The following is a 25,075-nucleotide window of genomic DNA, read 5'->3' as shown; positions in this document are numbered from 1 at the left end:
CTTGTGTTGCTTGTGTCACTTCACTTCAATCTTTGTCACCGAATCGTCGTTCCGGACATTGTCGGTGATCTTCTGCATGGCCTCGGTGAGGCCTGCGACGTCGAGCTTGTTGTCGAGGAAGGAGTTCCACGGCACCAGCAGGTCGGCGTTCATGCCGTACAGATCGATGAAGTTCCAGGTGAAGATGTTCTTCCCGGCCTTGTCCAACATGGCGGTCTGGGACACCAATGCGGTGGACCCGAAGCCGTCGGCAGGGACGGTGCCCTTGACAACAGTGGGGGCCAGCTTCTCCTTGGCGAAGTTGGTGGCAGCATCCTTGGAGAGCATGATGCGCAGCAATTCCTTGCCAGCTGCAACATTGACGCCCTTGGACGGAACCACGAAGGGCTCGCCGCCAGCGGAGCGCACGCCCTGCTGGTCGATCTTCGGGCTGTCGGAGACAACGGGAACCGGTGCGCCCGTCATTTCGAAGCCGGCCTTGGTCTGGTCCTTCATCTCGTTTTCAATCCAGGAACCCGAGGGGTACAAGAGTGCTTCCTGGTCGTTGGACCATGAAGCCTGTGCCGCAGTGAAGACCGTGCCGGAACCGCCGGGCATGATGTAGCCAGCCTTGACGATGGCCTCCAAGCCCTTCAGGACTTCCTGCATGGCAGGCAGCGACCAGCAGCCTTCCTTCAGGTTTTCCAGGGCGAGGCGAACCTCGTCGCCGCCCTCCTTGATGGCCGACTCAATGCACATGGTCAGGTAGTAGGTTGCAGCCTCCTTGCCCCAAACGAAGAGGTACTTGTCCTTCTCCTTGGCCTTGGCACCGAGCTCGAGAGCCTCGGCCCAGGTGGTGGGGACCGTCCAGCCGTTTTCCTTGAACAGGCTGGCGGAGTACCACCAGGCGTAGACCGTGAGCACGTAGTTGATGGCGGCGAGCTTGCCGTCAAAGGTGCCCGGTGACAGCACGCCGTCAAACAGGGTGTCGGCGATCTTGGTGCCTTCGAGGTTGTTGGCATCAATGATGTCCTGCAGGTCCTCGAGCTGACCCAGGATGGTGCTGAAGCCGATGGACTTGGCACCGGAGTTGTCAATCAGGTCCGGCGGGGTTCCGCCGGCGAAGCGGGGCTGCAGTTCCTGGGCGATGTCGGTGGATGGGTTGATGCTTACCTTGACGTCGGGGAAGTTCTTGGTGAAAATTGCGCCGGCGAACTCGACGTAGTCGATGCCGTAGCCACCCTTGAAGATGACGGCGTCAAGAGCACCCGTGGAGGCAACGCCAAACGGGTTCTTCGTGGGATCCACGTCGCCACCGGGGGCAGCGGACGAGGTTTCGGGGGTGTTGCTGCCACCTGCACAGGAAGCCAAGGCTCCACCCAGGGGCAAAAGTACGGCGGTGGCCAGTGCTCCACGAAGGAATCCGCGACGCTGCAGAGGCTTGTTCTGAATAGTCATTCTGTGTACTGCCTTCCATTGATGGTACGAACGCTAAAACGGTTTCACTCTGTACTGCTCTGTACTTGGAAAGTACGTTTACTGCATTTCACTGCAATTCGTCTCGGTTGGCTTCATGCGTTTCAGCCGACTTCAACTACGTGCTGTTGGAATCACGCCTCACGCCTGAGCCGGCCAACATACTGGCCCACCAGTGCGGTATTGTGTTCGTCCCCGCCCGGGATATTTGCCGAAATATAGATGGGCGGTTTCTTCCCCGCACGGACCAGGCACTGGACTGTTTCAATCGTGAGCAACTGCGCAATGTATGCAGCTGTGATGGATGAAACAGCACCAACACCTCCTCCGCCGGAAACTTCAAGGGTGGTATCGCCATACGGCGCCCTGTTATCGATAACAATATCGGCAATCTCACTGAGACGCATACCACTTGGGTGTTTTGTTTCGACAGCATTGGTGTGCTCAAGGCTTGTGACGGCGATTACCTTGTGACCACGTTCCTTGGCGGCCAGGGCAAGCCCAACAATGGAACCGTTCACACCAGAGTTGGAGGCAATGATGAAAATGTCGCTGGGATCAACCAGCGAAAGCTTGAACAGCTCCTCGGCAACACCTGTCTCGCGCTCCAGGACGGAACCCTCCAGGGAATCAAGGGCGGCAACGTCGCGGTCGCCATGCAGCACCAGGTCGCGCAGGGCAATCTTGCTGGTGGGAATCAACCCCCCGGCGCGTCCGGCAATTTCCATGGCAAAGGCCTCAGAGTGGCCGGTGCCGAAGGCCTGAATCACTCCGCCATTAGCCAGGGAATCCGCCAGGGCCCTGGCTGCCTCGTCCAGCCCACCGGCAACCGCCCAGGCGGTGATTGCGTCGAGCCTGGCGGAAACTTCCAGGCTGAAGACTGTCAGTGAATCAGACATGGGCGCCACCCTTTCCTGCGCTGCGGGCATTGCGGCTGGCAGCCACCTCCAGCCGGGCGGCCCTGGTGGGGCGCCGGTGGGGCGAAACGGCCATGGCCGAGGCTGCAAGCTTTGATGTGGTCTGGGAAAAATTCACCTGTGCCACCAATAGGTAAATAAGGTCGAGAACCAGCAGCTGCACATGCTTGGCCGAGAGGTCATCGGGCTGCAGGAACTGCTCATGGACCGAGGTGATGATTGATTCATCGGCGCTCTCGGCCAGGGGTGAGCCCGGATTGTTGCTCAACGCCACCGTCAGGGCCCCGGCCTCCCCAGCTTCACGGAGCATCTGCAAGGTTTCTTCGGTGCGGCCGGTGTTGGAAATGCCGATGGCCACCGTGTTGGAATCCTGGATGGCGGCACTCGTCAATCCTGCGTGTACCTCGGACCAGTGATGGGCGTTGATGCCGATCCTGTACAGCCGTGACTGCAATTCCTTCGCCATGACGGCGCTGCCACCGATGCCGTAGATGTCCACGTGGTGGCTCATGGCAATGCGGCGGGCAATTTTGTTCATCTGCGCCAGATCCATCACGGCCGCCGTCTCTGCCAATGAACGGGTGTGGGCATTGACAAGGGTACTGAGGACGTCGCGGGGGGAATCATCGGGGCCAAAGGCCCGGCCGATGTCCGCCTTCCACGATTCCCGTGCGTCGCTGCGACCAAGATCCGAGGCGATGCTGACACGGAAGGGCACGTATCCGGCATAGCCAAGCAGGCGGCAAAAACGTGTCACCGTGGCCGGTGAGGTTTTGGTCCGCTCCGCCAGCTCCATGATGGACAGCTCCAACGGCGCCTGCGGGTGCTCCAGAAGATAGGTGCCGATTTTCGCCATGGCAGCGGGCATATCAGGTAGTTTGGCCTGAATGCGGTTCACGACACCGGCAGCCGGAACAGCTGCGGGAGAGGACGTGAAGGCTGACATCTGAAAATCCGTTTCTTTTTGGCGGGTACATAATGAAAACTATTATCATCACAGATGTAAGTCAAGTCACACCTAGACACAGAATGATAACGATGCGAAATTTTCTTGCCATTGACGCTGGCGGCACCTCCACCAGGGCCGTCCTGATCAATTCCTCCGGACAGTGCCTCGGCTATGGCACCGCCGGCGGTGGGAACCCGGTTTCCCGGGGATTTGATGCCGCCTTGGCGGCGCTGCTTGACGCTTCCCGAAAGGCCACTGGGGGCACCGCGGGAGAGGTTGCCGAAGTGCTCGTTGCCATGGCGGGTGCATCACTGGAATTGCCGACCCATTTGTTTCGCGACGGGTTCGCTGAGCTCGGACTCACCGGCAAGGTCATGATTGAATCTGATCTTTTGGCCACGTTTTATTCTGGAACTTATCACGATGATGGTTTGGCCTTGATAGCCGGCACCGGCGCCGTGGGCGCCCGCGTGGTGTCCAGCCGCCTGGAGGCGGTGACCGATGGAACCGGCTGGCTGCTGGGTGATAATGGCGCGGGTTTTTGGCTCGGCAGGGAGATTGTCCGGGCTGTTGCCGCCGCGCTTGACGGCCGGGGGCAGGCCACGTCCCTGACACTACTGGTGCTGGCGGAGCTGGGCGTTACCCTTGATCCAGGGGAACGCACCCAGGGCCGGCTGCGCGCCCAGCAACAGTTAATTCTTAAGGTTTATGAGCTGCCGGCCATTGAACTCTCGCGTTTTGCGCCGCTGGTGTTTCAGGTAAAGGACGACGCCGTTGCCCAGGACATCATTGACCGTGCAGCCCAGGCGTTGACTCAGACCCTGTTGGCGGCCAGCAGGGCGGGAAACGGCCCCGGGGAAGCCGACGGACGGCAATGGCAACCGGGGGCCCAGCCGCTGGTTTTCGGGGGGAGTGTGCTGACAAAGGGCGGAGCAGTGGCCGCAGCCGTGGTCGGCCGCTTGTCAGCCGCCATGCCCGGTGCGGGCGGGCCAGCCGGCATCTCCCCTGTTCTTGTCGAGGACGGGGTTGTCGGTGCGTCGGTCATGGTGCTCAAGCGCAGTGGCATCCAGGTTGATGCACCGATCTTTGCCCGGATACAGCAAAGCCTGGCCGCTCTCCGGGGCGGAAAGTAGCCAGGCCGGGACGGTGGGTGGGCCACATTCACCCCCTGTGTTGGGCCCACAGCCTCGAGGGCCCCATGGAAAAGGTTGCCTGCGACCTTTTCCATGGGAGAAGCTGGGGACTAACGGGCGGAGGTATCGCCGTCGTCCGTGGCCTTGTCAGCCTTCGCGGCGTCGTCAGCGTCCTTCTTGAGGTTTGCCAACCGGTCCGCGGAGCGGCGGTTGATGCCTGAGCCCTCACTGAGGTAGGGGTCGTTGTCCTTGTGGCCCATGACAAGCAGTGACGCAATGAGAAGTGTCGCGACAAACGCGATGCCAAAGGCGATTCCGCCCAGGTCCCAGCGCAGTCCATTGTCAGTGCCACCGGCCGACACCACCAGGGTGACCAGGCCCGCAACGGCGGCGAGGGCGAAAGAGAAGCTGAGGGGGAATTTGATGGATTTGCCTGAGTTTGGGTTCTTCGGCTCTACGCTGCCCACAATCGGTCCTTTTACTTGTTGGGTATTTCACGCACCACGCGCTTCTACGCAAAGTAGAACATATGGTCTTCAGTTTACGCGGCTTTTGCCTTGGTACTGTCATGTCGCAGTGTGAGGGCTGACAACGTCCACAAGGCGCCGCTCATTAAGGCACCGCCACCGCAGACGCCCAGCAGCGCATGGGGGCCGGCAGCGGCAAAGAAGGGCAGGAGCAGGCCCGTGCCCAGACCCAACACGCCGGAGATGATCCAATCGCTGCGCAATGGCGGGCGGGCTGCTTCGCCGCCTGCGGGTTTGCGCAATGCGGCAAAGAGTTCCGCAGCCCCCATAACGGCCAGCGCCGCGCCGGCAAGCCAGGCGACCACGATTGAGCTCAACGAGATGGCCACGACCACGCCACTGACGGCAATCAGCCCGGCGGCACCCAGCAGGACCATGCGGCGGGTATTGCCGCCGGGCAAGGCCAGTGAGCGGACAACCAGGTAGTGGGATACTGCCAGGGCAAGCAAATAACCGGCGACACTCAGGCACAGGCCGAGCGTTCCTGGATTGGCCCAAAACACCGTGAGCAAACCAAAGGCAACCGTGATTAGGGCGCGCAGTAAGACTGGCTGCCACAGCGGGCGGGTGCCGCTGGAAGAGATGCTTGCATGGCTTGGCTGGGGTAGGGCTGTTTCAGTCACCCATCAAGTCTAGCCGGGGCGGAGCTAGGCACCGACCTGCATCCACCGCCCGGTGCGGGCCCGCAGCCCGAGGGTCAGCCCGCGCGCACCCATATAGCCAAGGCTGAATGCGGCCCAGACCCAGAACAACCCGGAGACGGAGTCGCCTAAATCGTGTTGGTGGACCCAGTACAGCAGCGGCAGGTAGATGACGAGGTTGCCCAGGCCAACCAAGGCAAGGTAGCGGGCGTCCCCCGCTCCGATGAGTACGCCGTCGAGCACGAAAACGTAGCCTGCAAGGGGCTGGCCAACCGCCATGACAATCAGCGCCGCTGTCAGGGCTGCGTGGACGCTGGCGTCGGTGGTGAAGATCCAACCCACGACCCCTGAAGCGGCCCACAACCCCAACCCGGTGACAACACCGAAGCCAAGGCCCCACTTGGTCATGGTATTGGTCAAGACGCGCACCTGGGCTGTGTTTCCAGCACCCAGTTCCTTGCCAATCAGCGCCTGGGCGGCGATGGCCAGCGCATCAAGGGCGAAGGCCAGGAAGCTGAATAGTGTCATCGCGAGCTGGTGGGCGGCCAGGTTGGTTGACCCTTGAGCCGTGACAACGACGACTGTCACCAGTATTGCGGCCCGCAGCGACAGCGTGCGGAGCATGAGCCAGCTGCCCACCCGCGAGACGGCCCGAACGCCGGCCCAGTCCGGGAGCAGACCGACCTGATAGGTCCGTGCGGCACGGACGACGATGACAAGGTAGACGGCTGCCATGCCCCATTGGGCAATCACCGTACCCAGGGCAGCGCCGGCCACCGACATGCCGAGTCCGTAGACGAAGGCGAAGTTCATGACAATGTTGACGGCAAAGCCAGCCGTGGCCACTATCAAGGGGGTCTTGGTGTCCTGCAAACCGCGCAACACACCCATCGCCGCCATGACGAGCAGCATTGCCGGGATTCCGGCCAGGCTGATCAGGAAGTACTGTTGCGCAAATTCCAGCACCTCACCCCGGGCGCCCATGGCGTCGAGGAGGCTTCTTCCGGCAAACATGCCCGCAACAGCAAGGACCACGCCCAGCACCGCGGCCAGCCAGAGTCCGTCCCTGCCCACAGCGAGCGCCTGGGAGTGCTTTCCCGCGCCCAAGAGGCGCGCAACCGCAGGGGTGGTGGAATATGCCAGGAATACCATGAGTCCGACCACAGTCTGCAATACCGTGGCGGCCAGGCCGACGCCAGCCAGTTGCGGGACACCCAAGTGCCCCACAATGGCCGAGTCGGCCAGCAGGAACAACGGCTCAGCAATGAGTGCGCCGAAGGCCGGGATGGCCAGGCCACGGATGGCTTTGGCTGTTGAGCGGCGGGCAGCCTTCGCAGCGTCGTTCGGCATCACTTTATTCGGCATGACTCAACAGTATCGGCAGCCCGGCAATGCCCCGGCCCCGCGCTAGTAGCCGCCACCGCTTTCGCTGGCCATGTTGGCAAAGCGCGAGTAGTGGCCCTGGAAACCCAACACGATGGTTTTGGTGGGACCGTTACGGTGCTTGGCCACAATCACGTCGGCTTCGCCGGCACGGGCCGACTCCTTGTCGTAAATGTCCTCACGGTGCAGCAAGATCACCATGTCGGCATCCTGCTCGATCGATCCTGATTCACGAAGGTCCGAAACCATGGGTTTCTTGTCCGTACGCTGCTCGGAACCACGGTTCAGCTGTGACAGCGCCACTACGGGCACCTGCAGTTCCTTGGCCAGCAGCTTCAACGCACGGGAGAATTCGGAAACTTCCTGCTGGCGCGATTCCACGCGCTTGCCGGATGACATCAGCTGCAGGTAGTCAAGGACCACTAGTTTCAGGTCATGCTGCTGCTTGAGGCGGCGGCACTTCGCACGGATTTCCATGAGCGACATGTTGGGCGAATCGTCAATGAACAGCGGGGCATCGTTCATCCTGCCCATGGTTGTGGCGATCTTGGACCACTGGTCGTCCTTGACCGTTCCCTTGCGCAAATCCTGCAGGCTGATGGTTGCCTCAGCGGAGAGGAGGCGCATGGCGATTTCGTTGCGACCCATTTCCAGGGAGAACACCACGGTGGCCATGTTGTGGTCAATCGCAGCCGATCGCGCCCAGTCAAGTGCGAATGTACTTTTGCCAACGGCCGGTCGGGCCGCAATGACAATCATCTGGCCGGGGTGCAGGCCGTTGGTCAGTTCATCAAATTCATAGAAACCGGTAGGCACGCCGGTCATGCCCTGGCCCTTGTGTCCCGACGCCTCAATTTCATCCACAGTGGCTTCCATGACGTCCTTCAGAAGCACATAGTCCTCTGTGGTGCGACGTTCGGCCACGGCAAAGATCTCGGCCTGTGCCGCATTGACGGTGTCCTCGACTTCGCCGTCCTGGGCGTAGCCCATCTGGACAATCTTTGTGCCTGCCGTGACCAGCCGGCGGAGAACGGCGCGCTCGGCAACGATTTCAGCATAGAAACCGGCGTTGGCGGCTGTTGGCACGGACTGGATGAGCTGGTGCAGGTATGCGGCCCCACCTGTTTTGGTGATCTCACCGCGTTTCGTCAGCTCATCGGCCACCGTAACGGCGTCGGCGGGTTCGCCGCGGCCGTAGAGGTCAAGAATTGCCTCATAGATGCTCTCGTGGGACGGGCGGTAGAAGTCATTGCCGCGCAGGACTTCCACAACATCGGCGATGGCATCCTTGGACAGCATCATGCCACCCAAAACGCTTTGCTCAGCCACAAGGTCTTGGGGTGGCGTCCGGGCGAAATCCGGTTCGCGGGTGGTTGCTTCTGAATCTCTTGCTGGAGCCGACATTTTGGTGCCTCTTTCTGCCCTGCTGGCCGGGCTTTTCACCGCGGGTTGGCGGTGTGTTCCTAGTGCTACTACTCTTTACCAGCTGGTACCGACAAAGTTGCCGCAGAGGAGAGCTCAACTGCAACGTTAGACGTTGCCGGACCTTCCACCAACCTCGTTGTCCACCGACCCTGTGGATAACCGGTGCATTAACTGCCCCAGCTTGTGCACAGGATGGGGACAACTCTGTGGATAAGATCTCATTGCAGCCATCAAAGCGGCCCTGACCTGCGCAAACACTATCCACCGCCTGTGGAAAACAGTATTTTTGGCCACACAAATCATCTGGCTGGTGGCTCTTGACACTGCAGGTGACTAACGATACAGCCGGGATATCCACAGATATATGTCTATATGTGGATATCCCCAACGTGAAACCCCCGGTCGAATGCCGGCAGGTCGCCACCACCGGAAAACCGACCATGTGCCTGCATGCGCACGTGGACATGTTGGCCCTCTATATAGTTAGCACCACCACAGCGCCTGCAGGCACGAGGAGAGCGACCACATGGCCAACAAGACTCAGCCCACAAATATAGATCCCATGGAATTCATTGCGAGCGTGGACACCACAACAGTTCCCCGCGAGGACGCGCTCACCCTGCTGGAGATGATGCACGACGTCACGGGCCAGCCGCCGTACATGTGGGGGCCCAGCATCATTGGCTTTGGCGAGTACCACTACAAGTACGCCTCGGGCAGGGAAGGCGACGCTCCCGCCGTCGCATTTTCACCAAGAAAGGCGAACCTTGTGGTGTACGGGCTGAGTGATCCGCCGGAAGCCACGCCACTGCTGGCGAAGCTGGGCAAGTTCAAGTCGAGCGTATCGTGCGTGTACATCAACCAGTTGGCGGATGTGGACCTGGCTGTGCTGCGCCGGCTGATTGCCATGACTTACCGGCATTCCACCACCACCAACATCCAGTCACGGCAGTCCCAGCGCGAATAACAAAAACAAAAACAGTGCCAAAAAAGCCCGGCCCCCAATGGGGACCGGGCTTCTTGAAGCGGCGCAGCGAGACTAGCTTGCTACAACATTCAAGGTGATGGTCGCTGAAACATCTTCGTGCAAACGAAGAGTTGCAGTGTGCTTGCCAACCGACTTGATGTGGGCGGGCAGTTCAACCTTGCGCTTGTCAATGGTTCCCAGACCTGCAGCGGCAACAGCCTCTGCAACGTCGGCAGCCTTGACGGTACCGAACAGACGGCCTGAGGCGCCTGCCTTGACCTTGAGCACAACAGCATTGGCCTGGAGGGCAGTTGCCTGCTCCTGTGCGGCTTCAATGGTTGCGTGTGCGTGAGCAGCACGTGCGGCCTGAATGGTTGCAACCTGCTTCTCACCGCCCTTGGACCAGGCGAGAGCGAAACCGCGGGGCAGAAGGAAGTTACGTGCGTAACCGTTCTTCACCTCAACGATGTCGCCAGCGGCACCGAGGCCGCTTACTTCGTGGGTCAAAATGAGCTTTGCCATGTTTATTTATCTCCCTTAACCGCGGCCAGCGCCGGAGTAGGGCAGCAATGCAACTTCGCGGGCATTCTTGATTGCCTGGGCGATCTTGCGCTGCTCCTGGACGGTGACACCCGTGACGCGACGCGCACGGATCTTTCCGCGATCAGAGATGAACTTGCGCAGCAATGCTACGTCCTTGTAGTCGATGACGGTGACGTCAGCGGCCTTCAAGGGGTTGGACTTTGGTTTGGGCTTACGGAGTTCAGCCTTAGCCATCGTGGAGCTCCTTAATATTCGTGGAGCCCGTGGATATTAATCCGCGGGATGGTGTGCGTACGGCGGTTGCCGCACAATTGTAATGCGAGGTGCGCGAGGGTCCCTGACGTGGCGGCGGAGCCGGCAAGCAAGGGCGTGCAGCGCGCGTTAGAAGGGAGGCTCGGAGCTATCCGGGCCCGTGCTCCAGCCGCCGGTTGACCCGCCGGGCGTAGCCCAGGGATCTGCCGCCGGTGCGGATTGTGGCTGCTGCTGGCCGCCGCTCCAAGGTGCGTTTCCGCCACCCTGAGTGCCGCCGCCGAAGCCGCCTTGTCCCCCGCCGGCGTTGCCGCCGCCGAAGTTTCCGCCCTGGCCGCCTTGGCCGCCATTGCCGGCACCAAAGTTGCCGCCACCCTGAGCGCCGGAGCGCTGGGTGCGGTTGACCTTGGCGTTGGCATAGCGCAGCGAGGGGCCGATCTCGTCGACCTCAAGCTCCATGACGGTGCGCTTTTCGCCTTCTTTGGTGTCGTAGGTCCGCGACTTCAGCCGGCCTTGAACAAGTACGCGCATGCCCTTTGTCAGGGACTCGGCAACGTTCTCGGCCGCTTCACGCCAGATCGAGGCACGGAGGAACAGCGTTTCGCCGTCCTTCCACTCGTTTGACTGGCGGTCAAAGGTCCGCGGAGTCGACGCAATGGTGAAGTTCGCTACTGCTGAACCGCTCGGGGTAAACCGAAGTTCCGGGTCACTGGTGAGATTACCAATGACCGTGATAGTGGTTTCGCCTGCCATCTGCTCCTGCTTCCTGCTTGGTGTTTTCCTACAATGAAAAAGCTATAAATTGTTGACCGAAATTACTCGGCAACAACCTTCTGCTCTTCCGGACGTGTGATCTTGGTGCGCAGGATGGTCTCGTTGAGGCCAAGCACGCGGTCAAGTTCCTGAGCGGTAGCCGGTGCAGCAGTGAAGTTCACCACGGCGTAGATACCTTCAGACTTCTTCTGGATGTCGTAAGCCAAGCGACGACGGCCCCAGATGTCAACCTTTTCGATGGTTCCACCATCGTTGGTGATGACATTCAGGAACTTCTGAAGCGACGGCTCAACGGTACGCTCATCAACATCGGGGTCGATGATTACCATCAGTTCGTAAGGACGCATATGTGAACCCACCTCCTCTGGTCTAGGCGGTTACGGCATTTCCGTAACAGGAGGTTCATTTGCATTGTCTGGCCGGCAGGGGCACTCGATGAGTGGGTCCTTCGCCAGCACAGACTTGTCTATCCTACCGTAATTACGACGCCGGACACTCACCCCTGTGGGTAACTCCCACCACACGCCGTGGGTGAGTCATGCGAAGCTTCGCCCGGTGATTTGGCACCCGATCGAGAAGGGACGGCGTTTGCGGTTAAAGCCGGTGGTCTACCACCGGCCGAAGCCGCCAACGCCGTCCTTTCCGGTGGGCTCGGCCACTGACCGCGCCGCTCCGGAATTCTGCACCGTCCCCATGCCTTAAAATGGAATGATCCCGTTCCCTTTGCCGAAAGGCCCTGCCATGCGCTCCACTGACAACGCCGTTGCGCAGTGGCACGCGCAGAAACAGCTCCGGCTCAGTCCGGCCTGGAAACTTTTGCAGGGCGCCCCATGGACGCTCGCCTTCCTGCGGGCAGAATTCACTGCCACCAAGCAGCGTGTGGGGCTCGAGGAGTTCCACGCCGACCTGGCGGACTTCATGAAGGAACTGCGCGGGGAAAACCTCAGCCTGAACGAGGCCTGGCAGGCGTCCCACTACGCGGACTCGTGGGTGCGCAGCCAGTTCCTGTCCCGGCCCATGGTGGACGGGAAATTCCAGTACGAGCCAACCGCCGCAACGGCCCGGGTGTTGGCGTTCATGGACACGCTGACCGGCAGCCGCACCAACCTGAACAGTTCGCGCCTGAGCACGCTGTTGAACAGTATCGAGACGCTGTCGCTGCAAAGTGATCCCAATCCGGAATCACGCATCGCCGCATTGGAGGCGGAGGTTGCCGAGCGTGAAAATGAAATTGCGGCCCTGAAAAATGGTGCCAACCCGGCCATTCTGTCGGACGATTCCGCCGTCGCTGCCACCCGCAGCGTGCTTGACCTGGCCGCCAGCCTGCCCGCGGATTTCAAGCGGATGCGCGACGGCGTTGAGGTCATGTTGCACTCGATTCGCACAGAGATCATGGATTCCTCCGTGACGAAGGGCGTTGCTGTGGGCCAGGTGCTTGCCGGCGACAAGGCTCTGCGCGGCACGGCCGAGGGCGAGACGTTCCAGGGCTTCACCGAGTTCCTCAACGACCCCGTCCAGCAGGCCCGGTTCAGGCAGTCGGTCAACGAGGTGCTGGAACGCGACTTCAGCGACCAGCTCAGTTCCGAGGAACGGGCCAACCTTGCCTCCCTGCTGCGGGAGATGCGCCGTCAGGCCGCCGATGTGCACACCATCTACGGCCGCCTGTCCGAGAGCCTGCACGCCTACGTCCAGTCCGCCGAATTCAAGGAATCGGTGCTGCTGCGCAAGGCCATCCATGCCGCCGAACAAGCCGTTGCCACGGCCCGGCTGGGATCCCGCACCGGTGTGGTTGAGCCGCTGCTATATGCCCCCAACTTTGAGACACTGGCCGGGCTGGGCATCTTCAACCCGGAAGACCACGTGCCTCCGCCCAGGCTGGCCGCTCCCCCGGCCCTCAGCGATGCGGACATCCACCGCACCCCAGCGACACCGGCGCCCGACATGCCAGCCCTGCATGCCGCCGTCGACCGCGTGCGGGAAACCCGCAATGGCACGGCCACACTCGCGGACGTCTACACGTCCCTGCCCAGCGAACTGCAGCACATCAACACCATTCGCGGGTTGATTCTTGCCGCGCGCGGCTCCGGCGAGCGCATCGATCCCGAACGCAGCGAAACACTGACATTCACGCAAATTGACGGCACCTCGCGCACCGCCACCGTCCCCTTGTTCACCTTCACGAAGGACTCCACAGCATGAGCACCGAGCGCACACTCTTCCCCGGCGACACCGGATCGTTCCCGCTGGACATGCGCCAAGCCCTGGTTAGGCTGCTGCGCGGGCCCTACATCGACGGCACGGCGGAGCCAGCCCTGTGGACCACGGTCCTGACACACACTGTGTCCCTGCAGCAGTACCTGAGCGAAATTTTCCTGCTGCTGAGCATCGACGCCGAACGCAAGATCGCCCTGCTCACTCCTGCTGAGATTGACGCCGTGCACACGCAGCCCGTCGTGGCCAGGAAGCCGCTGCGCCGTGAGGAGACCCTGTTGGCGCTGCGCCTGCGCGTGCTCCTGGACCGGCATGCCGGCTCGGGGACTGACGTGAGCATGTCCCGGGCCGGCGCACGCGAGATCCTGGCCGAGCACCGCCACCCCGGCATGGTCGACGACAAGCGCCTTGACGAGGCGACCGATGCCGCACTGGCCCGGCTGCTGAACCTGAAACTGATTCTGCCCACCGAGCTGGACCATGAGTACCGGGTCAGCAATGCACTTGCCCTGGCGCTCCCTTTCGACTCGATTGACCAAATTCCGGCCTACCTTGCCGCCTTGGACAAGGCCGCCGGTACCGAAGCTCTTGACCTTGATGCCAGCCATCTGGACGAAGCGGATAACCAGGACGAACCGGACCACCAAGACCAAACCGTGCAGGAGATCTTCTAAGTGAGCATTGCAACCACACTGCCCATCGGCGAAGAGCTCAACCCCGGCCAGTTCAGGCTGAGCCAGATCCAGATCATCAACTGGGGCACCTTCCACGGCCGTCACAGCATGTACGTTGACCGGGCTGGCACCCTGTTGACGGGCCATCCAGGCGTGGGCAAGTCGACCCTTTTTGACGGCATTCAACACATCTTTTACGCCGCGCCGCGCTTGAACGAGTCAGCCCACGAGGCCTCCAACCGCAAGGACCGGCGCACCACATTCAGCTACATGCGCGGTCGCAAGATCAAAACGGCTGACGGCGTGGTGTACCAACGTCCCAGCGCCACCTGGTCGGCCACCGCCCTGGTCTTTGAAGACGGCCTGGGCCGGCACGTCACCATCGCCGCCCTCTTTGACCTGCCCGCCAACGGCCTTGAGGGGCAGGTCGGCAAACATTACCTCATACATGATCGGGCGCTCGACACCGAGGCGCTGGAAAACCACGGCAGCCGCCGCTTCTCGCCGTCGTCCCTGCATGCCGCACTCCCCGGCGCCGAGGCATTCGACGTGCACAAGACGTTTGCCGAGCGGTTCAGGCGCAAACTCGGCATCCACAACGACAAGGCATTCAGTCTCTTGCGCACCCTGCAGAACGGCAAGGGTCTGGACAAGGGCGTCAACCGCTTCTTCCGCTACGAGGTGCTGGACAAGCCAGCAACGCTCGCGGCCGCTGCTGCCGCCGTGGAAGACTTCAGCCACCTCAGCGGCATCTATCGCCAGCTCGAGGATGCCCGCGGCCAGCGCGATGCGCTGGCACCCGTGCCGGAGCTGCACGAAAAACTGCAACAACTGGCAGAAAAACAATCCCGCACAGTTGAGCTAAAAAACATTCAGCTGCCCCTCCTCCGCCAGCAATTCCAAGGTGAGCTGCTGGCCGCCAGGGCCGTCGCCCTGACGGAGTCGCAGGCGCTCAAACACGCGGAGATTGCTGCCGCAACACAGGCGAAGGATGCCCTGGGCGAGTCCGTTGCCGCACTGTCCCAGCAGCACGCCAACCATGGCGGCCAGGCCATCGAAAGCCTGGAAAAGGACATCCGCGCCGGAAAGCGTGAGCTGGCTGAACGGCAGCGGCTCGAGACCGCGGCAAGGGACGATCTCGACAGCGCCGGGCTCGTGTATGACTGGAGCGCGCAGGGGCTGGCCGACGCCCGCGCGGCGGCCGCATCCGGCGTCGAACATCAACAGGAAGAGACCGAGACTGCCCGCACCCGCGAGTACCAGGCGGTAGCGGCCAGTGTGAACGTCAAGGCCCAGGAAAAGGCGCTGCGGGCCGAGATTGCCGCGTACGAACGCCGCGGCTCCAACATCGACTCCCGGAGTGCCGGAGCTCGCCGCGCCATTTGTGCCGCCACCGGACTGAACGCTGCGGACATGCCCTTCGCCGGGGAGTTGGTGGATATTGGCAGCGGGCATGGTGCGTGGCGGCCGGCAGCGGAGAAGGTGCTGCGCTCCCTGGCCACCACCTTGCTGATCCGCGGCTCGGACATTGCCGCAGTGACCTCCGCAATCAACACCCTCGACGGGCACGGCAAGCTGCGCTGGAGTAACCTCGGCGTTCCCGCCAAGCCTGCCAAAGAGGGCCGCAACCACCTGGTGACGAAACTTGATTTCCACGAGTCCGACGCCGGATCCTGGCTTCGGGGAAAAATCGCCTGCGACTTTGCATTCACCTGTGTGGACGACGATGTGGCCCTGCACGAGCACGTAAAGGCGGTTTCCCAGGCGGGAACGGTGAAGCTCAGCTCAGCACTGTTTGAGCGGGACACCCGCACCATCAACCCGGCCGACTACCTGCTGGGGTTCAACAACGTCGCCAAGATTGCCCAGCTCGAGGAGCAGGCGCAGCTGCTCGCCGACGAGCAGGCCGCCGCGGAAGCATCGGCTGCGCAAAGCAGTTTGGCCAAGGAACAGTCGGCACGCAGACTGGCGGCCCTGAAACGGATCGCCGCCGACGGGCGCAGCTTTGAACAACTCGATGCCACGGCTCCGGCCGCAGCACTTGAATTATTGCAGGCCACGCTGGAGCAGACCATTGCCGGCAGCACCACCCTGGCCCAGCTGCGGGAATCCCTCGCGGCTGCCCAGGCAGACCTTGAGGCTGCTGTGGGCCGCGTGGCCGTGCTGCACCATGACCTGGCCGGGATTGAGAAGGACCTGGCCGCCGTGCAGGATGTTTTGGCCGGCGGCGGCCCCGGCAAGCTGGCTGACGAGTGGGCGCAGGAGGCCTTTGAGCCATACCTGCGCGACGGTGAACCTGCCACACTCGACGAGCTTGAAGTGTTATTGAGCCATGTCGCCGTCGACCTGGGCGAGCGCCTGGCCACCATCAAGGAACGCCAATTCCGCACGGAAGGCTCCCTGAGCGAGATCTTCAAGGCCTTTGCCCGGCAATTTGGGCCCTCCATGAGCGCAAGCCACGGCACGGGCGCCGAAGCTGCCACCCACTATGCAGAGCTGTACGGCAGGATCATTTCCGATGGACTGCCCCAACGTCAGGAGGAGTTCAAGGAGTACTTCAACAACCGCTCCTATGAACGCTTCTCCGACCTGCTGCAGCTGCTGGAGGAGGAGCGCCGCTCCATTGAGGAACGCATCCTGCCGCTGAACCAGATCCTGGCCGACGTGCCTTTTGAAAAGGGCAGCCGGCTGCGCCTGGAAGTTAAAACAAGCGTTCCGGACGAGGCCCGGGCATTCCGCAAGGAACTCAAGGAGGCGCTGGGCAATGCGTACACCAAGGCCACCGAGGAAAAGATGGCATCCAGCTACCAGCAGCTGGAACGACTGGTCAACGCCCTGTCGGATCCTGCCCTGGCACATTGGGCGGACACCGTCCTGGACGTGCGCCAGCATGTGACCATCAGCTGCAACGAACACCGCCCCAACGGCGAAATCGAGATCGGGTTGGAGCCCGGGACACTGTCAGGTGGCGAGGGTCAGCGGTTTACCTCCTTCATCATGGGAGCGGCACTGGCCTACCAGCTCGGGATCGATGTTCAGGGGTACAGCACCTACGGGACAGTCATGATCGACGAGGCCTTCATCCAGGCAAACTCCGAATACGCCGGAGCCGGCATCAACGCGCTGCAGGAATTCGGTTTCCAACTGCTGCTCGCCGCCCCTGAGGACAAGGTGGACCTGTCCCGGCACCTCGGCTCTGTCACAGATATCATCAAACACCCGCAGGCCAACGTTTCAGGCTTCGTCTCAACAGGCCAGTCCCCGGCGACCGCCACGGACATTCTCCTGCGGTAGGCCGGGGTTCGTAGAGGCCGATCTACGTGGAATGGGGTCCGGTCAAAACCCCGGCTGCTGCCGCGATCGTTTGCAGTTTCTCGCGCTCGGGCATCTCCAGCCCTACAGCAACGGGGTAACGGGCACATTCCAATGGTGTGTACGAGAGCTCGCGGTAATTGCGCCTGTGTAAAGGGGCCGTGGGCCCACACCACAGGTAGAGACGTTCAGACCGCCCCACGGCTGGCGCTCCTTGAGCAGCAGTTGCCCAGTGACGGCGTCCAGCATGTCCCGGTTGTGGCGGAGTACCCCTACGAAGCTTGTGGTGCGTTCGAGCACTGCTGTGCCTCCGGCGGTGTAGTCCAGGGGTTGTTGTTGGTGATGTGCGACGGCGGTGCCTGGGTGCCCAGCTGGGTCGCCTGTGTGGGTGGCTGGTGGGTGTTAAAAGGGTGTGGCCACCGGGTGGGGTGGCCGTGGTGGTTTTGGGGTGATGTTTGGTGGTGGTGTTTGGTGGTGGTGTGTTTAATGCAGGGAGGCCCCGCACCTGGTGGTGTGGGGCCTCGACCTGTTTTTATGTGTTGTCCGGCGGTGTCCTACTCTCCCACATCCTCTCGAATGCAGTACCATCGGCGCTGTGGGTCTTAGCTTCCGGGTTCGGAATGGGACCGGGCGTTTCCCCCACGCTATGACCACCGTAACTCGTTCCCCAAGACCAAGTGATTGGTTGGGTGGCTTGTTGGGTGTTCTGTGATGAACAACAGTATTTTATTATACGGGATGTTCCTGTGGGTGTCCCGCCACTGTGGGGTGGGGGTTATCACAGGTGTTGATCCCTGGTTTGGTTTCCATTAACAAACGGGTGGGTTTGTTGTTTGGGAACCACATAGTGAACGCGAGCAGTCTTTTTAGTTATAAGAGTGTGTGTGGTGTAAGTTATCGGCCTATTAGTACCGGTCAGCTTCACGAGTCTTTAGTCCTCGCTTCCACGTCCGGCCTATCAACCCAGTGGTCTAGCTGGGGGCCTCTCACACATAACTGTGTATGGAAATCTCATCTTGAAGCGGGCTTCCCGCTTAGATGCTTTCAGCGGTTATCCCATCCGAACGTAGCTAATCAGCGATGCACTTGGCAGTACAACTGACACACCAGAGGTTCGTCCGTCCCGGTCCTCTCGTACTAAGGACAGCCCTTCTCAAATTTCCTGCGCGCGCAGCGGATAGGGACCGAACTGTCTCACGACGTTCTAAACCCAGCTCGCGTACCGCTTTAATGGGCGAACAGCCCAACCCTTGGGACCTACTCCAGCCCCAGGATGCGACGAGCCGACATCGAGGTGCCAAACCATGCCGTCGATATGGACTCTTGGGCAAGATCAGCCTGTTATCCCCGAGGTACCTTTTATCCGTTGAGCGACGGCCATTCCACAATGTGCCGCCGGATCACTAGTCCCGACTTTCGTCCCTGCTCGAGGTGTCCCTCTCACAGTCAAGCTCCCTTGTGCACTTACACTCGAAACCTGATTGCCAACCAGGCTGAGGGAACCTTTGGGCGCCTCCGTTACTTTTTAGGAGGCAACCGCCCCAGTTAAACTACCCATCAGGCACTGTCCCTGACCCGGATTACGGGCCGAAGTTAGATGTCCAAAGTGACCAGAGTGGTATTTCAACGATGACTCCACCACAACTAGCGTTGCGGTTTCACAGTCTCCCACCTATCCTACACAAGCCACTCCGAACACCAATACCAAACTATAGTAAAGGTCTCGGGGTCTTTCCGTCCTGCTGCGCGTAACGAGCATCTTTACTCGTACTGCAATTTCGCCGAGTTTATGGTTGAGACAGCGGGGAAGTCGTTACTCCATTCGTGCAGGTCGGAACTTACCCGACAAGGAATTTCGCTACCTTAGGATGGTTATAGTTACCACCGCCGTTTACTGGGGCTTAAATTCTCAGCTTCGCACACAAGTGTGCTAACCGGTCCTCTTAACCTTCCAGCACCGGGCAGGAGTCAGTCCGTATACATCGTCTTGCGACTTCGCACGGACCTGTGTTTTTAGTAAACAGTCGCTTCCCCCTGGTCTCTGCGGCCCACACCCGCTCACGGAACGCTAGGTTCCTTCACGGGGCAGGCCCCCCTTCTCCCGAAGTTACGGGGGCATTTTGCCGAGTTCCTTAACCATAATTCTCTCGATCGCCTTAGTATTCTCTACCTGATCACCTGTGTCGGTTTGGGGTACGGGCGGTTGGAACCTCACGTCGATGCTTTTCTAGGCAGCATAGGATCACCGAATTCCCCCGTACGGGGGTCCCATCAGATCTCAGAATCGTCATCAAAGACAACACAACGGATTTGCCTATCGTGTTTCCTACATCCTTAGACCGGGACTACCATCGCCCGGCTCGGCTACCTTCCTGCGTCACACCTGTTAATACGTTTACCTCCCCGGTTCAGGTCCCACGCTCCCCACACACCCTGGTCCCGAAGGACACGCAGTGGTGGTTTGGGTGGTTAGTATCACCGGTTCAATAGGGGCGGTTCTTCACCGGTACGGGAATATCAACCCGTTGTCCATCGACTACGCCTGTCGGCCTCGCCTTAGGTCCCGACTTACCCAGGGCAGATTAGCTTGACCCTGGAACCCTTGATCATTCGGCGGACGGGTTTCTCACCCGTCTTTCGCTACTCATGCCTGCATTCTCACTCGTGTGGGCTCCACTGCTAGTTCACACTGCAGCTTCAATGCCCACACGACGCTCCCCTACCACTCCAAACCCCTGAACCAAAGCAAGCTTTGGCTAGGGCAATGTTTGAAATCCACAACTTCGGCGGTGTACTTGAGCCCCGCTACATTGTCGGCGCGGAATCACTTGACCAGTGAGCTATTACGCACTCTTTTAAGGATGGCTGCTTCTAAGCCAACCTCCTGGTTGTCTAAGCAATCCCACATCCTTTCCCACTTAGCACACGCTTAGGGGCCTTAGTTGGTGGTCTGGGCTGTTTCCCTCTCGACTATGAAGCTTATCCCCCACAGTCTCACTGCTACGCTCTGACTTACCGGCATTCGGAGTTTGGCTGACGTCAGTAACCTTGTAGGGCCCATTAGCCATCCAGTAGCTCTACCTCCAGTAAGAAACACGCAACGCTGCACCTAAATGCATTTCGGGGAGAACCAGCTATCACGAAGTTTGATTGGCCTTTCACCCCTACCCACAGCTCATCCCCTCCATTTTCAACTGAAGTGGGTTCGGTCCTCCACGCGCTCTTACACGCGCTTCAACCTGGCCATGGGTAGATCACTTCGCTTCGGGTCTAGATCACGCCACTACACTCGCCCTATTCAGACTCGCTTTCGCTACGGCTTCCCCACACGGGTTAACCTCGCGACGTAACACTAACTCGCAGGCTCATTCTTCAAAAGGCACGCCATCACAAGAACAACTACACCCCAAAGGATGCACGCTTGCTCTGACGGATTGTAAGCACACGGTTTCAGGTACTATTTCACTCCCCTCCCGGGGTACTTTTCACCTTTCCCTCACGGTACTTGTCCGCTATCGGTCATTAGGTAGTATTTAGGCTTATCAGGTGGTCCTGACAGATTCACACGGGATTTCTCGGGCCCCGTGCTACTTGGGATACTCACCAGGGAGTGCACTGCATTTCAGTTACGGGACTCTCACCCTCTACGGTCGGCCATTCAAAACCGTTCACCTATACATGCACCATTCCCCTTCCTAGTCCGGCAGAACTAGATCGGTAAGTCCCACAACCCCGCACCATGCAACGCCCGCCGGCTATCACACATGACACGGTTTAGCCTGATCCGCGTTCGCTCGCCACTACTAACGGAATCACTATTGTTTTCTCTTCCTGTGGGTACTGAGATGTTTCACTTCCCCACGTTCCCTCCACACATCCTATATATTCAGATGCGGGTCACCACCTGGTCTTGCAACCGGTGGCGGGGTTCCCCCATTCGGACACCCTCGGATCAAAGTTTGGTTATCAACTCCCCGAGGCTTATCGCAGATTCCTACGTCCTTCTTCGGCTCCTAATGCCAAGGCATCCACCGTGCGCCCTTAAAAACTTGACCACACACATGCAGTCAAACACAACACACCACACCAAAGCGGGTGCATCATGATTTTTGATTATCGAGAAAACCATGGAAACCAGCACCACCCCAAAAGGTGGTGTCAGATCCAGGTTTTATTTCATATTCTCAAAGAAATTGCTTTCTTATAAAAGATGCTCGCGTTCACTATGTAGTTCTCAAACAACAACCCCTTCACACACGTTCCCCAACCACCAGACACACAAAAATGTGTGTCACCCAGTGACCGGTTCAGTTATGTGAGGGAAACCAGAAATCAACAACGATCGACGATCCCCACGAAGGAAATCGATGACCCGTTGTTGTTTCAGGACCCAACAGTGTGCCAAACACCACCCACCAGAACACACCAATCCTTGATGAACTTTTCCCCACAACCCCAAAAGGTTGTTGTACTCGATTCAGATTGGCCCGTGCCGGCAGGCACCTATTTTATTGATATTCCACCCTTGAGCAGCACGCCGGGAAACTTTCGTTCCCGCTACGTACTATTCTCCTACCACGCAACGCTCAACACCCATGCGGGGTTGTGTTGGTGATTGGTGCTCCTTAGAAAGGAGGTGATCCAGCCGCACCTTCCGGTACGGCTACCTTGTTACGACTTAGTCCCAATCGCCAGTCCCACCTTCGACAGCTCCCTCCCCACAAGGGGGTTAGGCCACCGGCTTCGGGTGTTACCAACTTTCGTGACTTGACGGGCGGTGTGTACAAGGCCCGGGAACGTATTCACCGCAGCGTTGCTGATCTGCGATTACTAGCGACTCCGACTTCATGGGGTCGAGTTGCAGACCCCAATCCGAACTGAGACCGGCTTTTTGGGATTAGCTCCACCTCACAGTATCGCAACCCATTGTACCGGCCATTGTAGCATGCGTGAAGCCCAAGACATAAGGGGCATGATGATTTGACGTCGTCCTCACCTTCCTCCGAGTTGACCCCGGCAGTCTCCTATGAGTCCCCACCATCACGTGCTGGCAACATAGAACGAGGGTTGCGCTCGTTGCGGGACTTAACCCAACATCTCACGACACGAGCTGACGACAACCATGCACCACCTGTAAACCGACCGCAAGCGGGGCACCTGTTTCCAGGTATTTCCGGTTCATGTCAAGCCTTGGTAAGGTTCTTCGCGTTGCATCGAATTAATCCGCATGCTCCGCCGCTTGTGCGGGCCCCCGTCAATTCCTTTGAGTTTTAGCCTTGCGGCCGTACTCCCCAGGCGGGGCACTTAATGCGTTAGCTACGGCGCGGAAAACGTGGAATGTCCCCCACACCTAGTGCCCAACGTTTACGGCATGGACTACCAGGGTATCTAATCCTGTTCGCTCCCCATGCTTTCGCTCCTCAGCGTCAGTTAATGCCCAGAGACCTGCCTTCGCCATCGGTGTTCCTCCTGATATCTGCGCATTTCACCGCTACACCAGGAATTCCAGTCTCCCCTACATCACTCTAGTCTGCCCGTACCCACCGCAGATCCGGGGTTGAGCCCCGGACTTTCACGGCAGACGCGACAAACCGCCTACGAGCTCTTTACGCCCAATAATTCCGGATAACGCTTGCGCCCTACGTATTACCGCGGCTGCTGGCACGTAGTTAGCCGGCGCTTCTTCTGCAAGTACCCTCAACCAGACAACGTCTGGCCTTGTTCCCTACTGAAAGAGGTTTACAACCCGAAGGCCGTCATCCCTCACGCGGCGTCGCTGCATCAGGCTTTCGCCCATTGTGCAATATTCCCCACTGCTGCCTCCCGTAGGAGTCTGGGCCGTGTCTCAGTCCCAGTGTGGCCGGTCACCCTCTCAGGCCGGCTACCCGTCGTCGCCTTGGTGAGCCATTACCTCACCAACAAGCTGATAGGCCGCGAGTCCATCCAAAACCAATAAATCTTTCAACCAATCCCCATGCGAGGAAAAGTCAATATCCAGTATTAGACCCCGTTTCCAAGGCTTATCCCAGAGTTAAGGGCAGGTTACTCACGTGTTACTCACCCGTTCGCCACTAATCCCCCCGCAAGCGGGGTTCATCGTTCGACTTGCATGTGTTAAGCACGCCGCCAGCGTTCATCCTGAGCCAGGATCAAACTCTCCGTTAATAACTAAACAGACACACACGCAACCACCGGAAAATGGTGAGCAACGCATGCACTAAATTCGAAACCAGCTAAACGATCATGCATCACCACAGGGGCGGCAACACACAACCAAATAACCAATTCAATATAAATAAATTGGTATCAATAAAACTTGGCACACTATTGAGTTCTCAAACAACAACCACACCCAGCCAACACACCCGAACCATCAAACAATCCGTGGCGATCAGTGCCGAGGCAACTTTTTCAATCTTACCCCCAAACATTCAGCAATGCAAACCCGGTCAAACCCGATCCACATCCCTCAACACACGGCAGAACAACCGGCAAAAATACCGGCTCAAATACCAGGGAGTCCGCCGCTCCCGCATCAAGCGGGGCAACTCGAAAAACAATACACACCTTTACCCGCCAACACCAACTCCACACCCTGTGACACCCACCACCACACCCCGGCGCCCCGAAACCCCGCGGAAACGCCCGGGATAACGACCCGGAACACCACCCCGCCCACGGCCCGGGCACCCCTGCCCAGCCACCCAGCAGGCCACCCACCACCCGATACTGTGCCCAGCACCACACCCCGAACCCCCTCAACAGCCAGCGTCCACCCCACCAACCGACAACGCCATCACGCCATCACGCCATCACGCCGTCTAACTTCCCTACCATCACGGCGCCGTCGAACTTCCCTGCCATCAAGCTCCCTGGCTGCCTGGCTGCTGCGAGGATCTGGAGGTGGGCCGCTTCCACGGCATCCCCGTCAATGACCTGGACCGGCACCACCACATCAAAAAAAGTGCGACAAGCACCAGTTGGTGCCCGGCGCAGCCGGCCCCGGCAATCCGCACCAGCACACCACCGCGGCTTCGCGGCATCGCACCACCGCACCACCGCACCACCGCACGGTTGAGTGAACACCACCTGGCCCCGGTCTCCAACATCCCTGGCCGGGCACTGCGACCCTGCCACACCGACGGTGCGGTGACTCCAGGGCGCCGGCAGGGAAGAACCCACCGGCGGGACGACGGTGCCGACCAACGGCACCACACACCCAACCCTGGCCTCCACCCAGCCGGCCCGGAAGCAGCAGATCCCCGCCCCAGGTCATCACTGACGTGATCCAGGAAGTTACCTCCATCAATGCCACTAACACCAACAAGAAACACATGGCATCTGATGCCCCGTCAGGAACCACCCCGCACGGTGATCCGGACTGGGCTACTCAACACTGGGTTGTTAAACAAGGACGGCCACCGGGTGGGGTGGCCATGGTTTCGGGGCCCGGTCATTTCCGTACCCGGACGTTTCTGTACCCGGACGTTTCCGTACCCGGTCGTTTCCGTACCCGGTGGTTTCGGTGGATCGGTGGCTTCGAGGTGGCGGGCAGCCTCCGGAACGTGAGGGAGGATCCGTCGATATGGCCCGGAACGTGAGGGAGCGTTCTGGTGGGTTAAACAGCTGTGGCCACCGGGTGGGGTGGCCGTGAGGGTAGGGGGTGGTGGTGGGTTGGGTTGTTGTTATTGCAGGGAGGCCCCGCACCTGGTGGTGTGGGGCCTCGACCTGTTTTTATGTGTTGTCCGGCGGTGTCCTACTCTCCCACATCCTCTCGAATGCAGTACCATCGGCGCTGTGGGTCTTAGCTTCCGGGTTCGGAATGGGACCGGGCGTTTCCCCCACGCTATGACCACCGTAACTCGTTCCCCAAGACCAAGTGATTGGTTGGGTGGCTTGTTGGGTGTTCTGTGAT

The 25,075-nt window shown here is 59.9% G+C and carries 16 protein-coding genes and 4 rRNA genes; 5 read left to right on the top strand and 15 right to left on the bottom strand.

The features are described from left to right. Positions 1-15: 15 nt before the first annotated feature. The 3 genes from ngcE to art_RS13365 all read right to left on the bottom strand — a co-directional run bounded on the left by ngcE (position 16) and on the right by art_RS13365 (position 3,318). A complete protein-coding gene (ngcE, locus tag art_RS13375) occupies positions 16-1,437 on the bottom strand; it encodes an N-acetylglucosamine/diacetylchitobiose ABC transporter substrate-binding protein (protein ID WP_038465562.1) in 1,422 nt (473 codons plus the stop codon). Between the two features lie 152 nt (positions 1,438-1,589). Further along, positions 1,590-2,354: a sugar isomerase domain-containing protein gene (locus art_RS13370; RefSeq protein ID WP_052136541.1), complete on the bottom strand. Its 765-nt coding sequence runs from the start codon at positions 2,352-2,354 to the stop codon at positions 1,590-1,592. Next, positions 2,347-3,318, bottom strand: coding sequence for a MurR/RpiR family transcriptional regulator (locus art_RS13365; protein WP_052136538.1), 972 nt, complete (start codon positions 3,316-3,318; stop codon positions 2,347-2,349). The genes art_RS13370 and art_RS13365 overlap by 8 nt, the downstream gene beginning before the upstream one ends. A gap of 92 nt (positions 3,319-3,410) precedes the next feature. Between art_RS13365 and art_RS13360 the strand changes: the two genes are divergently transcribed. After that, positions 3,411-4,454: an N-acetylglucosamine kinase gene (locus art_RS13360; RefSeq protein WP_052136535.1), complete on the top strand. Its 1,044-nt coding sequence runs from the start codon at positions 3,411-3,413 to the stop codon at positions 4,452-4,454. Positions 4,455-4,564: 110 nt separating this feature from the next. Here the strand turns inward: art_RS13360 and art_RS13355 are convergent, their stop codons facing one another. The 4 genes from art_RS13355 to dnaB form a co-directional block, all read right to left on the bottom strand. Continuing rightward, positions 4,565-4,921: a hypothetical protein gene (locus tag art_RS13355; RefSeq protein WP_216699536.1), complete on the bottom strand. Its 357-nt coding sequence runs from the start codon at positions 4,919-4,921 to the stop codon at positions 4,565-4,567. A gap of 74 nt (positions 4,922-4,995) precedes the next feature. Beyond that, positions 4,996-5,604: a hypothetical protein gene (locus art_RS13350; protein ID WP_052136532.1), complete on the bottom strand. Its 609-nt coding sequence runs from the start codon at positions 5,602-5,604 to the stop codon at positions 4,996-4,998. Positions 5,605-5,628: 24 nt separating this feature from the next. Beyond that, positions 5,629-6,972 (bottom strand): MATE family efflux transporter, encoded by a 1,344-nt coding sequence (locus tag art_RS13345; protein ID WP_038465560.1) that lies wholly within the window; start codon positions 6,970-6,972, stop codon positions 5,629-5,631. 57 nt (positions 6,973-7,029) lie between these two features. Beyond that, positions 7,030-8,409: a replicative DNA helicase gene (dnaB, locus tag art_RS13340; RefSeq protein ID WP_038465558.1), complete on the bottom strand. Its 1,380-nt coding sequence runs from the start codon at positions 8,407-8,409 to the stop codon at positions 7,030-7,032. Between the two features lie 547 nt (positions 8,410-8,956). On the opposite strand from dnaB, the gene art_RS13335 reads away from it, so the two are divergent. Further along, a complete protein-coding gene (locus tag art_RS13335) occupies positions 8,957-9,397 on the top strand; it encodes a DUF1801 domain-containing protein (RefSeq protein WP_038465556.1) in 441 nt (146 codons plus the stop codon). A 72-nt stretch (positions 9,398-9,469) separates the two neighbouring features. Here art_RS13335 and rplI read toward each other — a convergent pair whose 3' ends face one another. From rplI to rpsF, 4 genes are all read right to left on the bottom strand, one after another. Beyond that, a complete protein-coding gene (gene rplI / locus art_RS13330) occupies positions 9,470-9,919 on the bottom strand; it encodes a 50S ribosomal protein L9 (RefSeq protein ID WP_038465554.1) in 450 nt (149 codons plus the stop codon). 15 nt (positions 9,920-9,934) lie between these two features. Further along, positions 9,935-10,174: a 30S ribosomal protein S18 gene (rpsR, locus tag art_RS13325; protein WP_005273147.1), complete on the bottom strand. Its 240-nt coding sequence runs from the start codon at positions 10,172-10,174 to the stop codon at positions 9,935-9,937. A 147-nt stretch (positions 10,175-10,321) separates the two neighbouring features. Continuing rightward, on the bottom strand, positions 10,322-10,942 hold the full coding sequence (locus tag art_RS13320) for a single-stranded DNA-binding protein (protein WP_038465551.1): 621 nt from the start codon (positions 10,940-10,942) through the stop codon (positions 10,322-10,324). 62 nt (positions 10,943-11,004) lie between these two features. Next, entirely contained in the window at positions 11,005-11,310 is a 306-nt protein-coding gene (rpsF, locus tag art_RS13315; RefSeq protein ID WP_038465549.1) for a 30S ribosomal protein S6, read from the bottom strand. Between the two features lie 394 nt (positions 11,311-11,704). Here rpsF and art_RS13310 point away from each other — a divergent pair, with 394 nt between their 5' ends. The 3 genes from art_RS13310 to art_RS13300 are packed head-to-tail and all read left to right on the top strand — an operon-like array spanning position 11,705 to position 17,142. Beyond that, positions 11,705-13,162, top strand: coding sequence for a DUF3375 domain-containing protein (locus art_RS13310; protein WP_038465547.1), 1,458 nt, complete (start codon positions 11,705-11,707; stop codon positions 13,160-13,162). Further along, positions 13,159-13,848, top strand: a complete 690-nt coding sequence (locus tag art_RS13305) for a DUF4194 domain-containing protein (RefSeq protein WP_052136527.1) — start codon at positions 13,159-13,161, stop codon at positions 13,846-13,848. The genes art_RS13310 and art_RS13305 overlap by 4 nt, the downstream gene beginning before the upstream one ends. Next, positions 13,849-17,142 carry an ATP-binding protein gene (locus art_RS13300; RefSeq protein ID WP_038465545.1) on the top strand — a complete coding sequence of 1,098 codons (3,294 nt, stop codon included), beginning with the start codon at positions 13,849-13,851 and terminating at the stop codon, positions 17,140-17,142. A 559-nt stretch (positions 17,143-17,701) separates the two neighbouring features. On the opposite strand, the gene rrf (art_RS13295) is transcribed toward art_RS13300, so the two are convergent. The 4 genes from rrf (art_RS13295) to rrf (art_RS13280) all read right to left on the bottom strand — a co-directional run bounded on the left by rrf (art_RS13295) (position 17,702) and on the right by rrf (art_RS13280) (position 25,020). Beyond that, positions 17,702-17,818, bottom strand: a 5S ribosomal RNA gene (gene rrf, locus art_RS13295). A 226-nt stretch (positions 17,819-18,044) separates the two neighbouring features. Next, a 23S ribosomal RNA gene (locus art_RS13290) occupies positions 18,045-21,215 on the bottom strand. A gap of 574 nt (positions 21,216-21,789) precedes the next feature. After that, positions 21,790-23,325, bottom strand: a 16S ribosomal RNA gene (locus tag art_RS13285). Between the two features lie 1,578 nt (positions 23,326-24,903). Continuing rightward, positions 24,904-25,020, bottom strand: a 5S ribosomal RNA gene (gene rrf / locus art_RS13280). The 16S, 23S and 5S rRNA genes sit together here, the layout of an rRNA operon. Positions 25,021-25,075: the final 55 nt, after the last annotated feature.

The organism is Arthrobacter sp. PAMC 25486, assembly GCF_000785535.1.
In the GTDB taxonomy this organism is placed as follows: domain Bacteria; phylum Actinomycetota; class Actinomycetes; order Actinomycetales; family Micrococcaceae; genus Specibacter.
The sequence above is the reverse complement of the archived record's forward strand: the minus strand, read 5'-3'. Positions and strand labels throughout refer to the sequence as shown.